This is a genomic window from Zhongshania sp. R06B22 (genome assembly GCF_040892595.1).
Taxonomy (GTDB): domain Bacteria; phylum Pseudomonadota; class Gammaproteobacteria; order Pseudomonadales; family Spongiibacteraceae; genus Spongiibacter; species Spongiibacter arctica.
Map to the genome: position 1 here is coordinate 1,129,670 of NZ_JBFRYB010000001.1, position 14,067 is coordinate 1,143,736.

12 protein-coding genes are annotated in these 14,067 nt (G+C 50.5%); 6 read left to right on the forward strand and 6 right to left on the reverse strand.

The genetic code is table 11. The annotated features are described in order from the left end of the window. Nucleotide 1: 1 nt before the first annotated feature. The 5 genes from ubiB to AB4875_RS05140 all read right to left on the reverse strand — a co-directional run bounded on the left by ubiB (nt 2) and on the right by AB4875_RS05140 (nt 4,901). Nucleotides 2-1,630 (reverse strand): ubiquinone biosynthesis regulatory protein kinase UbiB, encoded by a 1,629-nt coding sequence (ubiB, locus tag AB4875_RS05120; protein ID WP_368374975.1) that lies wholly within the window; start codon nt 1,628-1,630, stop codon nt 2-4. A 10-nt stretch (nt 1,631-1,640) separates the two neighbouring features. Then, a complete protein-coding gene (locus AB4875_RS05125) occupies nt 1,641-2,276 on the reverse strand; it encodes a ubiquinone biosynthesis accessory factor UbiJ (RefSeq protein ID WP_368374976.1) in 636 nt (211 codons plus the stop codon). After that, nucleotides 2,273-3,022, reverse strand: a complete 750-nt coding sequence (gene ubiE / locus AB4875_RS05130; RefSeq protein ID WP_368374977.1) for a bifunctional demethylmenaquinone methyltransferase/2-methoxy-6-polyprenyl-1,4-benzoquinol methylase UbiE — start codon at nt 3,020-3,022, stop codon at nt 2,273-2,275. The genes AB4875_RS05125 and ubiE overlap by 4 nt, the downstream gene beginning before the upstream one ends. Before the next feature lie 123 nt (nt 3,023-3,145). Beyond that, nucleotides 3,146-3,814: a replication protein P gene (locus AB4875_RS05135; protein ID WP_368374978.1), complete on the reverse strand. Its 669-nt coding sequence runs from the start codon at nt 3,812-3,814 to the stop codon at nt 3,146-3,148. Next, nucleotides 3,723-4,901, reverse strand: coding sequence for a DnaT-like ssDNA-binding domain-containing protein (locus AB4875_RS05140; protein WP_368374979.1), 1,179 nt, complete (start codon nt 4,899-4,901; stop codon nt 3,723-3,725). The genes AB4875_RS05135 and AB4875_RS05140 overlap by 92 nt, the downstream gene beginning before the upstream one ends. 133 nt (nt 4,902-5,034) lie before the next feature. On the opposite strand from AB4875_RS05140, the gene radA reads away from it, so the two are divergent. Then, nucleotides 5,035-6,399: a DNA repair protein RadA gene (gene radA / locus AB4875_RS05145; RefSeq protein ID WP_368374980.1), complete on the forward strand. Its 1,365-nt coding sequence runs from the start codon at nt 5,035-5,037 to the stop codon at nt 6,397-6,399. Nucleotides 6,400-6,450: 51 nt separating this feature from the next. Here radA and AB4875_RS05150 read toward each other — a convergent pair whose 3' ends face one another. Next, complete coding sequence (locus AB4875_RS05150; protein ID WP_368374981.1) at nt 6,451-8,907, reverse strand: penicillin-binding protein 1A; 2,457 nt, start codon at nt 8,905-8,907, stop codon at nt 6,451-6,453. A gap of 170 nt (nt 8,908-9,077) precedes the next feature. Between AB4875_RS05150 and AB4875_RS05155 the strand changes: the two genes are divergently transcribed. The 5 genes from AB4875_RS05155 to AB4875_RS05175 are packed head-to-tail and all read left to right on the forward strand — an operon-like array spanning nt 9,078 to nt 14,060. Further along, complete coding sequence (locus AB4875_RS05155; RefSeq protein WP_368374982.1) at nt 9,078-10,145, forward strand: pilus assembly protein PilM; 1,068 nt, start codon at nt 9,078-9,080, stop codon at nt 10,143-10,145. Then, nucleotides 10,145-10,705, forward strand: a complete 561-nt coding sequence (locus tag AB4875_RS05160) for a PilN domain-containing protein (protein ID WP_368374983.1) — start codon at nt 10,145-10,147, stop codon at nt 10,703-10,705. The genes AB4875_RS05155 and AB4875_RS05160 overlap by 1 nt, the downstream gene beginning before the upstream one ends. A gap of 6 nt (nt 10,706-10,711) precedes the next feature. Then, complete coding sequence (locus AB4875_RS05165; protein ID WP_368374984.1) at nt 10,712-11,338, forward strand: type IV pilus inner membrane component PilO; 627 nt, start codon at nt 10,712-10,714, stop codon at nt 11,336-11,338. Further along, nucleotides 11,338-11,868, forward strand: coding sequence for a pilus assembly protein PilP (locus tag AB4875_RS05170; protein ID WP_368374985.1), 531 nt, complete (start codon nt 11,338-11,340; stop codon nt 11,866-11,868). Before AB4875_RS05165 ends, AB4875_RS05170 begins: the two co-directional genes overlap by 1 nt. 23 nt (nt 11,869-11,891) lie before the next feature. Beyond that, a complete protein-coding gene (locus AB4875_RS05175) occupies nt 11,892-14,060 on the forward strand; it encodes a type IV pilus secretin PilQ (RefSeq protein ID WP_368374986.1) in 2,169 nt (722 codons plus the stop codon). Nucleotides 14,061-14,067 lie beyond the last annotated feature (7 nt).

The window sequence follows — 14,067 nt, forward strand, 5'->3', positions numbered from 1 at the left end:
CTTAGCGACTGCGGATAAAGAAATAGAAAGCGATACCGAATAGCACGATGCTGCTGTCGGGCAGGTCTCGCAGCACCTGTCTTAAATCGGGGTTTGCGATGACTGCGGCACATATCAGCGCGACAATGGCGATGCGCTGATTCCGAGCGCGGGCCGCTTGCTCGCGAACAATAAGGCCGATCTCGCCTTTATGACGAAGATCATCGCCGGCGTTGTGTTTGCTTGGTGTTCCTCGCTCCAACAGGGTTTCTGGCAGGTGCGGGAGTTGCTCTAACCAGCCGGGTAGGCGATGGCTGACGCGCTTCAACATACTCTGCGGTGAATAGCGATCTCGCACCCAGCGCTCTAGGAACGGCATTGCTGTCGCCCATAAGTCCAGCTGGGGATATAGCTGTCGGCCTAAGCCTTCGATGTTCAATAAGGTTTTTTGTAATAGGACTAGCGACGGCTGAACTTCCATATCGAAACGTCGTGCGGTTTGAAATAAGTTGAGTAGCAATTTACCGAAAGAGATTTCAGATAGTGGCTTTTCGAATATTGGCTCGCTTACACTGCGGATGGCAGCCTCAAATTCGTGGACGCGGGTTTCCGGTGGTACCCAGCCGCATTCAACATGTAGCTCTGCCACTTCGCGGTAATTGCGTTGAAAAATAGCGAGTAGATTGCGTGCTAAATAATATTGATCAAAATCACTTAAGCTGCCAATGATAGCGCAGTCAATGGCAATATATTGTGGCGATGCGGGGCGATTGTGCGCCACAAAAATATTACCTGGGTGCATGTCTGCATGAAAGAAACTGTCGCGAAACACCTGCGTGAAAAATATTTCAACACCGCGTTCTGCGAGTTTTTTCATGTCGGTTCCCTGCTCGCGTAGGGCTTGAATATCGGTAACGGGCGTGCCGTGGATACGCTCCATCACTAGTACATTGCGGCGGGTGTAGTCCCAATATACCTCGGGTACGTAAAGAACCTCAGAGTCTTTAAAGTTACGTCGAAGCTGAGACGTATTGCCACCTTCGCGTTTAAGATCGAGCTCATCGAAAATAGTGTGGCGATAATCTTCGACAATCTCGACCGGGCGCAGCCGACGGCCGTCAGGGACATAGCGCTGAACAAGAACAGCAATTGTTTGCAGCAGGCGAATATCTGCTGCAATGGTGCGTTCTATACCGGGCCTTACTACTTTCACGACGACGTCGATATTGTTGTGCAAGGTCGCGGTGTGGACTTGTGCGATTGAGGCAGAGGCCAGTGGTTGGTGATCAAAGGCCGCGAATAATTCCGCTATCGGTTTGCCCAGCGCGGATTCAATGGCGGCAACCGCTACGTCGCTCGCAAACGGTGGGACCTGATCCTGTAGCTTAGCTAACTCTTCAGAAATATCGTCTGGCAGGAGGTCGCGCCGTGTCGACAAAACCTGCCCGAACTTAATGAAAATCGGACCTAAATTTTCCAGAGCGCAGCGCAGCCGTTCGCCGCTGTTATAGTGCCGGCGGGGAAATAATCGCCATGGCCCGCAGCGCAATAGAAGACGAACTCGCAGCGGTAATTTCTCGGCGGGAATCAATGTATCTAAGCGGTATCGACAAATAATCCAGCAAATAGCGACAAGGCGACGCAGCCCCATATTTATGTCCTTAATTTTTATTAGATGTGGCTATGCGTTGTTGCAAGCGCCGGATTTTGGCTTCTAGGCGCTCACTGCGAACTTTCAGCTCGTCGACTTCGCTGTAAAAATCATCAGCTTGGCAGGGGTGGGGGACGAGCTGACTTTCTTCCACAATAAACTCACTAAATTGGCGGTGTAAGTTTGCGCGGGTGCTGTTGAACCAGCGCTGTCCTGCGCGCAGACCATTGCCGAGTTGATGTGCGGCGACGTCTCCGAAGGCATCTGCCAGGGGCTGCTCCCAATCGAGGTCTAATTCGGCGAGAATTTTGCGTAATTCTAATAATGGGCCAGTGTCGCCACTAATGCTGATGTCACCGTTGATAAGTGCAGCGGCGGGATCAGTGGCAGTGGCCACCTTGGCGAATTCGCTCCAGCGCCCGCTCAGCCTAGTTGTGACCTCATCATTGTGCTGCCCTAAAATTCGCAGGCGTTTGCCGCTAATGCCGATGCCAATATTGAGGTCGGGTTCTTTCAGTTCTAATGAAAAGCGCTGCCCGTTCAGTGCCTGTAATTTGGCACTGGTGGCCGGATCAAGCTGCAAGGCCTTGTTGACTAAATTTTCTAGGCTAGATAAAGCAGCGCTTTGCAGGACCGGCGGAATCACGGCTTCACGCCTCGGTGCACGGCGACAACGCCGGCAGTCATATTATGGTAGCGAACGTCGACAAAACCGGCCTCGGTCATCATACCTTTGAGTGTTTCTTGATCAGGGTGCATGCGAATACTTTCAGCTAAATAGCGATAGCTGTCTTCGTCGTTGGCAACCAGCTGGCCCATTTTTGGCAGAATATCGAAGGAGTAGCGGTCGTAAAGTTTGGCAACGACGGGGTTAACGGGTTTAGAAAACTCTAAGACTAACAGTCTGCCACCCGGTTTAAGAACTCGGTTCATTGAGCGCAGTGCAGCGTCTTTGTCGGTGACATTCCGCAGACCAAAGGCAATGGTGATGCAATCAAAGCTGTTGTCGGGAAACGGCAGGCACTCGGCGTTGGCTTGAACGTATTCAATGTTGCCAACGATGCCTTTATTGGTGAGTTTTTCACGGCCAACGGTGAGCATGGAATCATTAATGTCGGCAAGAACAACGCGGCCACTAGGGCCGACTAAGCGGCTGAACTTGGCTGCTAGGTCGCCGGTGCCACCGGCAATGTCGAGTACTGCATTTCCGCTGCGCACACCCGAAAGCTCAATAGTAAAGCGCTTCCATAGACGATGAACGCCACCGGACATTAGGTCATTCATCAGGTCGTATTTGGCGGCAACGGAATGGAAGACACCCGCAACCATCTTGACCTTATCGTTACTATCTACTGTTTTGTAGCCGAAGTGGGTGGTTTTATCGTCTGCCATAAATTTGCCTGTTCTTTGTCTTCAGCCGCGCTGGACTGGTTTGAGAGGGCACTATTGTAGCGCTTGCGCGGGCGCCCTGCACGATTGCATTAACGTGTTTAAATTTAAGAGATAAGGTGCGTACTAAATATCCAATTCATCACGCATTTTCTGCATGCGTTGACGCTGTTCGTCGGGAGAAAGGGGTTTGCTAATGGTTTCGGGTATTGCTTTTTGTGACGGCATGATGAGGGTCTCGCCGTTTTTTACACGCTCGCAAATATCGTCGTAATGACGGCGAAAGACCGGATAGGCGCTATGTTCGACGGTGCCAGCTAGGTAAAACCAATCGCTGGCTCGGCCCGCATGGTATACCGCTGGATGCGACCAGTGGTACTCGGCTTTTGGTTGAGGTGCACGGCAGGCTTCTAAATAGGCGCTGTGGCTGTCTGGCAGGCCGAGTTCGTTATTGTCGGGTTCGCAGTATTTGAGAATCCCTTTGATTGTCGGCAAAAACTCGGATTCGCGAATAGCGCGGTGGGTTGCGGCGACAATCCGATCTGGCTGAATATGCCGTAAATTACTGAACCACAGTTTTTTGGCGTAACTGAGTTTCTCAGGATTGGAGAACGCCTTGTTGTACTGGTTGTGGTAGACCAATTCAAATTCGGCAAACATGCGGTTTAGGGCATCGATGACCGCATCTCGATCTGGCTCGGGCTCAGAGTTCGTCTGCCCAGCTGCGGTCGGTGTGTTTTTCGATGAAGCCAGTTGCCTTCTGGTTTGTTCCAGTAGCTTGTTGCTGTCGTGCATTGCTCTGCCCCAGTTGATGACTGTGTGCCCAACGGTATTTTACATGTTGGAGAAATTTTGTGTTCCAAGAGCGGTGGGCGGTACCGCTGTCTTGCCAAAACAAGATGAATTCTGCCACCTGCGCCTTGGCAAATTCAGGGTCGATGCGGGCCATATGAAAGATATCAAATACCGCATCATTGGGTTGCCAGTCCGATTTAATAGGTGCAATCTCGTTCTCATTGCTGACTGTATTGGTGTACCTCGCCCACTGCAAACGAATATGCTGTATAAAGCGTGAATTCCAGTTGCTGTCCGGGGTGCCGCGCTCGCGCCAATACAATATAAATTCGGGGATGGCATCTTCAATAAAATGACGACTGACATGGTCGCGCTCCAGTATTTCTAAGGCGTCGTGACTTGGTTTCCAGCTGCCATCGATGGGCTGGGTGCGAGACTCTTCGATTTTTGCATATTGCCGTTTCTTCCAGCGTCGACTTACGTATTGGCTGAAGGCGCTATTCCACGAGCTCCGGGTCTCGCCGGTTTCTCGGTAGTGGGCGATAAATTCGGGCAGCACGGCGGTAATAAAGGCGGGGTCCACTTGATTGAAGCGGGTTAAATAATCAAGGCCGGCTCTATCGGGTAACCACTCGGCCGGAATAATACTATTGCCGGGAACGGGGTGGCTAGGTGGCGCGCTTGTCGGTTTTTCAGCCAGCGGTTTTGCGATGTGATGTTGCTGAGTGCTGGCTGGGGCTGCCTCCGAAGCTCGGCTGCTGCTAGCGACTTGTTCTGTTTGTTGGTGTCGCGGTAGGGCGAGGCGAATATTTTGTGCATTGCTCATTAAGGCTGCGCCGATAATAATGAGGCCCTGGTCATGAAGAGTACGCAAGACGTCTTCTATCTTGTCTAAATCCCAGAATGGCAATTGTTTTACGAGCTGGTCTTTATCAATGAGAAACCAGTGTTGCCCTTGGCTGTCTCTGCCGGTCAGTAAAGGCAACCATTCTGCGAGTAATTGATATAGCAGCGCTGCCTCTAGCCCCAGAGTGGCGGCGAGGGAAGGAGAGACAAGCAATGGGCGTTCTACAAGTGCGGCTGACATCTCAGGTACTCTAATAATAGCGGGTCATTGTACGGTGTTGGTGGGTCGGCTGTCAGCCCTGTGTCAGGGCGAATAGGCCTCCATAAATGGTTGGGGCTTCAATAAAAAGGTTAAGGGCATTTTAGGTAGTTCTATGGCAAAACAAAAAACAGCGTTTGTATGTGTAGATTGTGGCTCTGAGCACAATAAATGGCAGGGGCAGTGTCAGGATTGCGGGGTTTGGAACACCTTGTCGGAAATACGGCTAGGCCCGGCAAGCTCGACTAAGATTACATCGTCGCGGCAAGGCTATGCTGGTGCTGTGGGCGGTGAAGTGCAGATGTTGGCGAATGTCAGTATTGAGGCTTTGCCGCGACAGCCTACAGGCTTTGATGAGTTTGATCGTGTGCTCGGAGGCGGCTTGGTGCCGGGCTCGGCGGTGCTGCTGGGTGGGCATCCTGGTGCGGGTAAGAGCACCTTATTGCTGCAGGTGCTATGTCGCTTAGCGGAGCACTGTGAATGTTTATATGCAACGGGTGAGGAGTCTCTGCCGCAAATTGCCATGCGGGCGCAACGCTTAGGTTTAAAGGCACACACCTTAAAATTATGTGCAGAAACCAGCCTCCACCGATTACTTAGCCAAGCGGCGGCAAATAAGCCCAAGGTCTTGGTTGTTGATTCTATACAGGTGCTACATAGCGACGATGTGAGCTCTGCGCCGGGCAGTGTGTCCCAGGTACGGGAGTGCGCGGCGGTCTTGACCCGATTTGCCAAAGAGACCGGCACCGTGTTGATTATGGTTGGCCATGTGACTAAAGACGGCGGCTTAGCGGGACCAAAAGTACTGGAGCATATTATCGATTGTTCGATTATGTTGGAGGGCAGTAGTGATAGTCGTTATCGAACCTTGCGTGGAAGCAAGAACCGTTTTGGCGCGGTGAATGAGCTCGGTGTGTTTGCCATGACTGAACAGGGTCTGAAAGAAGTAAAAAACCCATCGGCAATATTTTTGAATCGCGGCGATGTAGTCACCTCAGGCAGCACGGTCATGGTGGTTTGGGAGGGCACAAGACCCCTTTTGGTAGAAATTCAGGCGCTGGTAGATAGCTCTGGGTTTGGAAATCCGCGCCGAGTGGCGGTGGGCTTGGAGCAAAATCGCTTGGCGATGCTGCTGGCGGTATTGCATCGCCACGGCGGCTTGCAAGTCGGCGACCAAGATGTATTTGTGAACGTTGTTGGTGGCGTTAAGGTGCTAGAAACAGGCTCAGATTTGGCCTTGCTGTTTGCGATTGTGTCCAGCTTTCGCGACCGGCCTCTACCTGAGGATTTGGTGGTGTTTGGTGAGGTCGGTTTGTCTGGTGAAATTAGGCCAGTGCCCAGCGGGCAAGAGCGTTTGCAAGAAGCGAGGAAGCATGGTTTTAGGCGCGCTATTGTGCCCCACGGCAATATGCCGCGCGGCGATTTAGGGATGACCGTGACTGGCGTGAAAACCTTGGCGGAAGCTTTAGAGGCCATATAAAGAACAGGCTCCGCCGAGCTCGAGCTCGACCTCGGCGGAGCTTAAATCGCTTTAGAAAATTTCTATCGGATCGTCGCTACCGGGACCGTAGGGATTAGTCGCTTGATTGGGGTCTTCACTGGGCGCATTGTCCGTTCTGAAATATTCAAAAATCGCGTTGCTTTGCCCGGGGTGAGCGAGGCTGCCGGTATCTGGATCGATGCGAACAGAAATAATACTGTCAGGTTGTTTAAGTTGGCGTTCAGGGCGGTCTTTTAGCGCCTCGCGCATATAATCGATCCAGATGGGCAACGCCACAGACCCGCCGTATTCGCGGCGACCGAGATTAAGGTTTTGATCGAAGCCCACCCACGTTGAGGTCACAATGCCGCCGCTGTAACCGGAAAACCAGGCGTCGGTTGGGCCGTTGGTGGTGCCGGTCTTACCTGCGGCATCTCCGCGTTCTAAGACTAAGGCTTTGCGGCCGGTACCTCGGGTAATGACATCCTGCAGAATACTATCAATAAGAAAGGCGACCTCTTCGTTGAGTACGCGCTTGGCGAGCCGCGGCTGCAAGGCATCATCGCCGGCAGAAATAATGTCATCAAGAGTATCGGCTTCGACGCTTCTAAGGGCTTGGGCGCTGTCTTCCTCAATGCAGCTGCGGCAGACAATGTCTGGGTCTGCGCGGTAAATGGTATTGCCGTCGCGGTCGATAATCCGGTCGATGAGGTAGGGCGAGATTTTGTAGCCGCCGTTCGCAAAAACCGCGTAACCACTTACGATATCTAGCGGGGTTAAAGAGTGACTGCCCAGTGCTAGGGAGAGGTCTCTGGGGAGTTTACTTGGGTCGAAACCAAAGCGGCCAACATAGTTAATCGCTTTGCCTATGCCAAGATCGCGTAATACTCTGATAGAAACCAAGTTGCGAGATAGATAGAGCGCTTGACGCAGTCGCATCGGTCCATTAAAGCGACCGTTGTCATTGCTGGGGCGCCAGGTATTCCCTAGGGCATCGTCATCAAAGACGATGGGGGCATCGTTAATAATGGTTGCTGGTGTAAAGCCATTGTCTAGCGCGGCGGTGTAAATAAACGGTTTAAAGTTTGAGCCGGGCTGACGTTCAGCTTGAGTGACGCGATTAAACGCGCTTCTTTGGTAATTATAGCCGCCAACCAAACTTAGAATAGCGCCGCTGTCGGCGTCTAAAGATACCAGGGCGCTCTGAACCTTGGGTAGTTGTGATAGTTCCCAGTGCCTTGGGCTGGTGCTACTCATTTTTACGCGGATAACGTCGCCGGCCTTTAAAAGCTCTGAGGCCGATTCGGCGGCGTAACTTACGCGATCTTCGCTGATATAACGCACAGTCTTAGCAAGTCCGTGCTCCCATTCGAGTGTGGTTTGCAGCTCTCCCGAGAGTAAAATTGACGCGCTTTTTTCTGCTACTTCTAATACTAATGCCGGATGCCACGGACCAATATTACCAATTTCTTCCAGTTTTTGACTGAGATCCCGACGGTTTTCTGGGTCTATTTCTGCAGGTAGCACCCATTGACGTTCAGCGCCGCGGTAGCCGTGGCGAGTGTCATATTCGATCACGCCGTCGACAAGTGATTTATTGGCGGTTTCTTGCAAAGTAGCCTTTACTGTCGTGATGACGGTGTAGCCTTCTTCGTAAGCTGAGCGACCGAATCTCTTCAGCATATTGAGACGCACCATTTCTGCGACGTAGGGAGCGTCAACGTCGAACTGGGTGCCGTGGGCCTTGGCGCTAATGGGTTCTAGCATGGCGTCTTTATAATCGGTGTCGCTGATATAGCCTAGACTAAGCATTCGACCGAGTATCCAATCCCTGCGCACTTTTGCCCTTGAAGGGTTGGCCACGGGGTTGTAGGCAGAGGGGGCTTTGGGTAAGCCGGCAATCATTGCCATTTGTGCTAGATTTAGTTCACGTATGGGTTTTCCGTAATAGACTTGTGCTGCAGCTTCTATACCGTAGGCGTGATTGCCGAGAAAGATTTTGTTTAAGTACAGTTCTAAGATATCGCCTTTGCTGAGTGCGCGTTCAATTTCGATCGCGAGGAAGATCTCAGTAAATTTTCTGGTGAAGGTGCGCTCTTGGCTGAGAAAATAATTTTTTGCTACCTGCATTGTAATGGTAGAGCCGCCGGATTGGATGCTGCCACTGGTGACTAACTGGGAAGCGGCTCGGAGTAAACCGCTGATGTCAACGCCGCGGTGGGTGTAGAAATGGTCGTCTTCGGCTGCGAGGAAGGCATCGATGAAGAGTTCGGGAACTTCTTGAATGCTGATCGGTGACCGACGCTTCTCGCCAAACTCCCCAAGTAATTTACCGTCGGCGCTAAAAATACGCAGCGGGGTTTGTAATTGGGTGTCTTTTAGCGCCTCGATAGAGGGTAGCTTGGGACTGATGTAAAGGAACGCGGTGGCAAACACCATCAATGCACCGCAGCAGGCGAGGATGATTAGGCCTGCGAAAATACGAAGATAGTGCGTCTTACTGGACATATTGTTCCTTTGAATAGATGTGGAAATTACAGTTCGAACGATAGGATAACGAAAAGTGTGGATTTTCGATGTCTTTTTTTTCAGAACTATTTGCGCATTGGTATACACTGGTATTTAATCTTGTATATAAGAGTTCGCCCTAAGTCCACGATGTAAATAGGAAAATTACAGTGCTAGATGGCTTGTTTGGCGGTCGCGGTTCCCGCAGTTTGCTAGGTATAGACATTAGTTCCAGTGCCGTAAAATTGCTGGAATTAAGCCGTAATGGCGAGAAATATCGTGTAGAAAGTTACGCGGTTATGTCTCTGCCAGCGCAATCTGTGGTGGAAAAAAATATTGCCGAGGTTGAGGCGGTCGGTGAAATTGTGAGAGCAGTTCACGCGCGCTCAAAGTCGAAATTGAAGCGGGCTGCCGTGGCAGTGCCCGGCTCCGCCGTTATTACTAAGATTCTTCACATGCCTGCGGGCATGCATGAAAACGCGCTGGAAACACAGATCTCCTTAGAGGCCGATCAATATATTCCATATCCCTTGGATGAGGTCGCGCTCGACTTCGAAGTACTAGGTGAGCTTGAAGACAACCCAGAAGAAGTCGAAGTGATGTTGGTTGCTTGTCGGCGCGACAATGTCGACACCCGCGTTGAAGCCTTAGACATTGCGGGGATTGAGCCCAAAGTCGTCGATGTAGAAGCCTATGCGATAGAGCGCAGTTATGACTTGATTTCGCAGCAGATTGGCGCAGACGAAAACACTGTAGTTGCCATAGTGGATGTGGGTGCCAGTATGACCTCGCTCACGGTCATTGTGGCAGGCGAAACAATATATACCCGCGATCAAATGTTTGGTGGCCGCCAGTTAACAGAAGAGATCCAGCGTCGCTACGGATTAACGGTGGAAGAAGCCGGTTTAGCTAAAAAGCAGGGCGGACTGTCCGATGACTACGATAGCGAAGTTTTAGCGCCTTTCCGAGAGGCAGTTATTCAACAGGTTTCACGCTCGCTGCAGTTTTTTTATTCAGCTAGTCAATATAGCAGTGTCGATATTATTTTACTCGCCGGCGGTGTGGCCGCAATGCAGGGGCTAGCAGAATTGGTGGAAGAGCGTGTCGAGGTTAGCACGGTTATAGCGAATCCATTTGCCTCCATGTCTGTCGCACCGGGGGTGGACGCGATGAAGCTGACTAGCGATGCACCGGCGATGTTAATTGCCTGTGGCTTGGCGCTTAGGAGTTTTGATTAATGGCAACTATTAACCTATTGCCTTGGCGTGAAGAGCGCCGCCAGCTGATTAAGACTCAGTTTTTGGTAGTCTTAGGCGGGTCCGCATTGTTGGCCGTATTGTTGGTGGTGCTGGCTATGTCGGTCGTTAACAGTGCCATCAGTCATCAAAACGGTCGAAACGCCTATTTAAACGGGCAAATTAAGAAAATAAACAAAGAAGTGGCGGAAATTAAAAATCTTGAAGCGCGTCGCCAGCAGTTACTAGATCGAATGACCATTATTCAAGATCTCCAGGGTACCCGACCATTAATTGTTCGTGTCTTTGACGAGATGGTAAGAACCTTACCCGACGGCCTGTTTTATACCTCGGTAAGTCGCCGGGGCGGACGTATTGATGTTCAGGGGATTGCAGAGTCGAATAACCGCGTGTCCAGCTTGATGCGTAAGTTAGATGCTTCACCGTGGTTTGCTGATCCAAATCTGACGGCGGTAAGTGCCGCATCAGCTTATGGCGAGCAGGCGAGCAGTTTTAAACTGTCCTACAAAATCAGTGCGCCTGCGCCTGATGACGAGAAATAGGAGACGATGGCCGTGGCAGCGTGGCAAGAGCTGGTAGACGAGCTAAAGAGCTTCGACCTTAGCGAACTCAATGTCGATAATATTGGTGCTTGGCCGCAGTTAATCCGGGTCGGCGCCTGGGTCGGTGTCTTCATTTTATGTATCGTTGGTGGGTATTTTTATGTCATCGCAGATTTGCGTCTAAAGCTAGACAGTGCTGAGGCCAAAGAGCTGAAGCTTAAAGGTGACTTTGAGAAAAAAGCGTTTAAAGCCGCTAAACTCATACCTCTGAAGAAGCAAATGGCCGAAATGGAGGAGTCCTTTGGTATTCTTTTAAGTCAGCTTCCCGCCGACACTGAAGTGCCAGGCCTGCTCGAGGACATGACTGAGAAAGCGGTGTCTAACGGTTTGGACATAAGTAGTATCCAGCTGCAGTCGGAGCGTGTGAAAGAGTTTTATGTGGAATTGCCGATTGCGATTAGAGTTAGTGGTAGTTACCACGATCTTGCCGCGTTTGTGAGTGGAATTGCCGGCTTGCCACGAATAGTTACGCTGCATAATTACACGATTAATTCTGATAACAAGTTAAGTCGACAAACTATGTCGATAACGGCCAAGACCTATCGATATAAAGATCAGGGGGGAGGCAGCTAATGATGAACTCTCGTTTGGCCTTAGTCGTTATGACTGCATTGTTACTTGTTGCCTGTAGTGGCGGTAATCAATATGCCGATTTAGATGCTTTTGTTGCCGAGAAGCGTGCGTCGCCATCTGGACAAATTGCACCGATCCCTGCTTTAAAAGCCTATCGCGCCTTTAGCTATACGGCCTCCGGTTTGCGGGCACCGTTCAATCGGCCGGTAGATGTGAAAGAGATCGCTCGACTGGAGTCGGGTGGCAATATCAAGCCTGATTTAAAGCGCGAGAAAGAGTTCCTAGAGCAGTTCTCGCTGGACTCTATAACCGTGGTCGGAACCGTGCGCTTAGATGGTCTATTGTGGGCCTTAGTAAAAGATCCCGATGGTGGCGTTCACCGAGTGCGGAAGAATAACTATCTTGGCCGTAATTTCGGAAAAATCATTGGCGTTGCTGAAAATTACCTGACAGTGGTGGAAATTGTTTCTACCGGCGGGGATGGTTGGGTTGAGAGACCTCGCTCCCTTGAATTGAGAGTCCGTAAGTAAGAAATATAAAGGCGGAGAAGTACATGAATACCCGAGTGCAAATACAGTGCGAAAGTCCTTGCCGTCAAAGCGGTCTGGGACGACAACTCCTTACCGGAATATGTTTGCTCTTGGCATCAGTGACTGCCATGGCCGCTAATTTAAAAGATGTGCAGTTTAATTCGCTGCAAGGTGGCAGTTTTGAGGCTCGATTAACGTTCGATGGCCCAGCGCCTGAGGTGAAAGGCTACACGATTGAAAAGCCCGCCCGGATTGCCCTAGATTTAGTGGGTGTGGGTAATATGCTCAAGCAGAAAAAATTTCCTCTGGCCTATGATAATGCCAGCAGCGCCGTAGTCTTAGAAGGTCGTGATCGCACGCGCGTGGTGCTAAATTTGATCAAACTGGCGTCATATCAAACGCGCCAAGAAGGGAATGTATTAATTGTTGAGGTAGGGAGTGGCGGCAGCCAAGCTTATCTTAAAGAGAAGTATAACAAACCTTTAACCTCCACTGCGCCGGCAGTAAGCGCCGTGAACAGTATTACAGATTTGGATTTTCGTCGGGGTGAAAATGGCGAGGGGCGTTTAGTCGTTCAGCTCGCAAATGCCAATGCGAATGTAAATGTGTTTGTTGAAGGGGCAAAAATCAAAGTTGATTTTGGTGGTGTTAGCTTGCCGCAGAATTTGCAGCGTCGTTTTGATGTTGGCGATTTTGCGACGCCGGTGAAAAGTATTGATGCGCGTATGGGTGACAAGGGCGCCAAATTGGCTTTGGAAGCCAGCGGTGAGTACGACTATTTAGCCTATCAGACTGATACTGAGTATGTTGTTAGTGTTAAGCCGCTAACGAAAAGAGAGTTGGAAGATCGTCGTCGTGAGTTTGCCTTTGTTGGTGAAAAACTGTCTTTGAATTTTCAGGATATTGAAGTTCGCTCGGTACTCCAACTTATAGCTGATTTTACCGAATTAAACTTAGTTGCCAGCGACACGGTGAAGGGCAATATCACCCTGCGTTTGCAAAATGTACCCTGGGATCAGGCTTTGGAGCTGGTATTAAAAACCAAGGGCTTGGATAAGCGTCAAGTTGGCAATGTATTAATGGTGGCGCCTGCCGCCGAAATAGCGGAGCGCGAGCGTCAGGAAATTGAAGCTCAGAGACAGGTGGAAGAGCTTGCGCCGCTGCAAAGTGAGTTTATTCGCGTTCGCTATGCTGACGCAGCAGAATTATTTAAGCTGTTTAGGCCAAGTAGAAACCGAAATGGTGAAGAAGACGAAAACTCGACCGGTAGTATTTTGTCGCCCCGAGGCAAGGTTATCGTCGATGAGCGCACAAATTCTTTATTGATCACCGAAACCGCCGAGCGGTTAGAAGAGTTTCGTCGCTTGATCGCGTTAATTGATGTGCCGGTCCGCCAGGTTCAAATAGAGGCGAGAATTGTGCGCGCCAGCTCTGACTTTGACCGTTCGCTCGGTGTGAAGTGGGGTGGTGCTTATGTTAAAGCTGATGGCGACAAAGTCTATTCTGCAAACGGTGATATCGCTAGCGATCAAGCCACTCAGAATAATTTCTTAAGCGCTTTGGCTGCGGGTTCGCCGACATATACCGCAGTACCAGGTTTAGTGACTGATTTGGGCGTATCGGGTGCTGCGGGTTCGTTTGCGCTTGGCTTCATTAGCTCGGATGTCCTTTTAAACTTAGAGTTATCTGCGCTAGAGTCTAAAGGTCGCGGTGAGATTGTATCGCAGCCGCGGGTTGTGACCGGCGATAAAGAGCCAGCCATTATCAAATCAGGTACTGAGATTCCGTATCCAGAGTCTTCTGCTAATGGCGAGACGACGATCGCCTTTAAAGAGGCTGTTCTAAAACTGGACGTCACGCCTATTATTACCCCCGACGATCGTATTATCATGGACTTAACGATTAACCAGGATACGATTGGCTCCTTAGTTATAGCCACTGGTTTGGGTGGGCAAGTACCGACTATCGACACCACCGAGCTTAAAACTCGGGTCTTGGTCAGCAACGGTGAGACCGTTGTATTAGGTGGTGTATATGACCAGTTGGATATCTCATCTGAGACCAAAGTCCCCTTCCTCGGTGATATTCCGTTTATAGGGCGTTTATTTAAGAGTACGACGGTGTCGCGTGAAAAACAGGAAACGCTGATATTTATTACTCCGCGTATTCTGGCCGACAGTTTGGTAGATTAATGTTGTG

What these genes read in the sequence shown, in the direction of transcription:
- radA (WP_368374980.1), top strand. Translation starts at nt 5,035, where the DNA reads ATGGCAAAACAAAAAACAGCGTTTGTATGTGTAGATTGTGGCTCTGAG.
- AB4875_RS05135 (WP_368374978.1), bottom strand. Translation starts at nt 3,814, where the DNA reads ATGCACGACAGCAACAAGCTACTGGAACAAACCAGAAGGCAACTGGCT.
- AB4875_RS05150 (WP_368374981.1), bottom strand. Translation starts at nt 8,907, where the DNA reads ATGTCCAGTAAGACGCACTATCTTCGTATTTTCGCAGGCCTAATCATC.
- ubiE (WP_368374977.1), bottom strand. Translation starts at nt 3,022, where the DNA reads ATGGCAGACGATAAAACCACCCACTTCGGCTACAAAACAGTAGATAGT.
- AB4875_RS05165 (WP_368374984.1), top strand. Translation starts at nt 10,712, where the DNA reads ATGGCCGTGGCAGCGTGGCAAGAGCTGGTAGACGAGCTAAAGAGCTTC.
- AB4875_RS05175 (WP_368374986.1), top strand. Translation starts at nt 11,892, where the DNA reads ATGAATACCCGAGTGCAAATACAGTGCGAAAGTCCTTGCCGTCAAAGC.
- ubiB (WP_368374975.1), bottom strand. Translation starts at nt 1,630, where the DNA reads ATGGGGCTGCGTCGCCTTGTCGCTATTTGCTGGATTATTTGTCGATAC.
- AB4875_RS05160 (WP_368374983.1), top strand. Translation starts at nt 10,145, where the DNA reads ATGGCAACTATTAACCTATTGCCTTGGCGTGAAGAGCGCCGCCAGCTG.
- AB4875_RS05170 (WP_368374985.1), top strand. Translation starts at nt 11,338, where the DNA reads ATGATGAACTCTCGTTTGGCCTTAGTCGTTATGACTGCATTGTTACTT.
- AB4875_RS05140 (WP_368374979.1), bottom strand. Translation starts at nt 4,901, where the DNA reads ATGTCAGCCGCACTTGTAGAACGCCCATTGCTTGTCTCTCCTTCCCTC.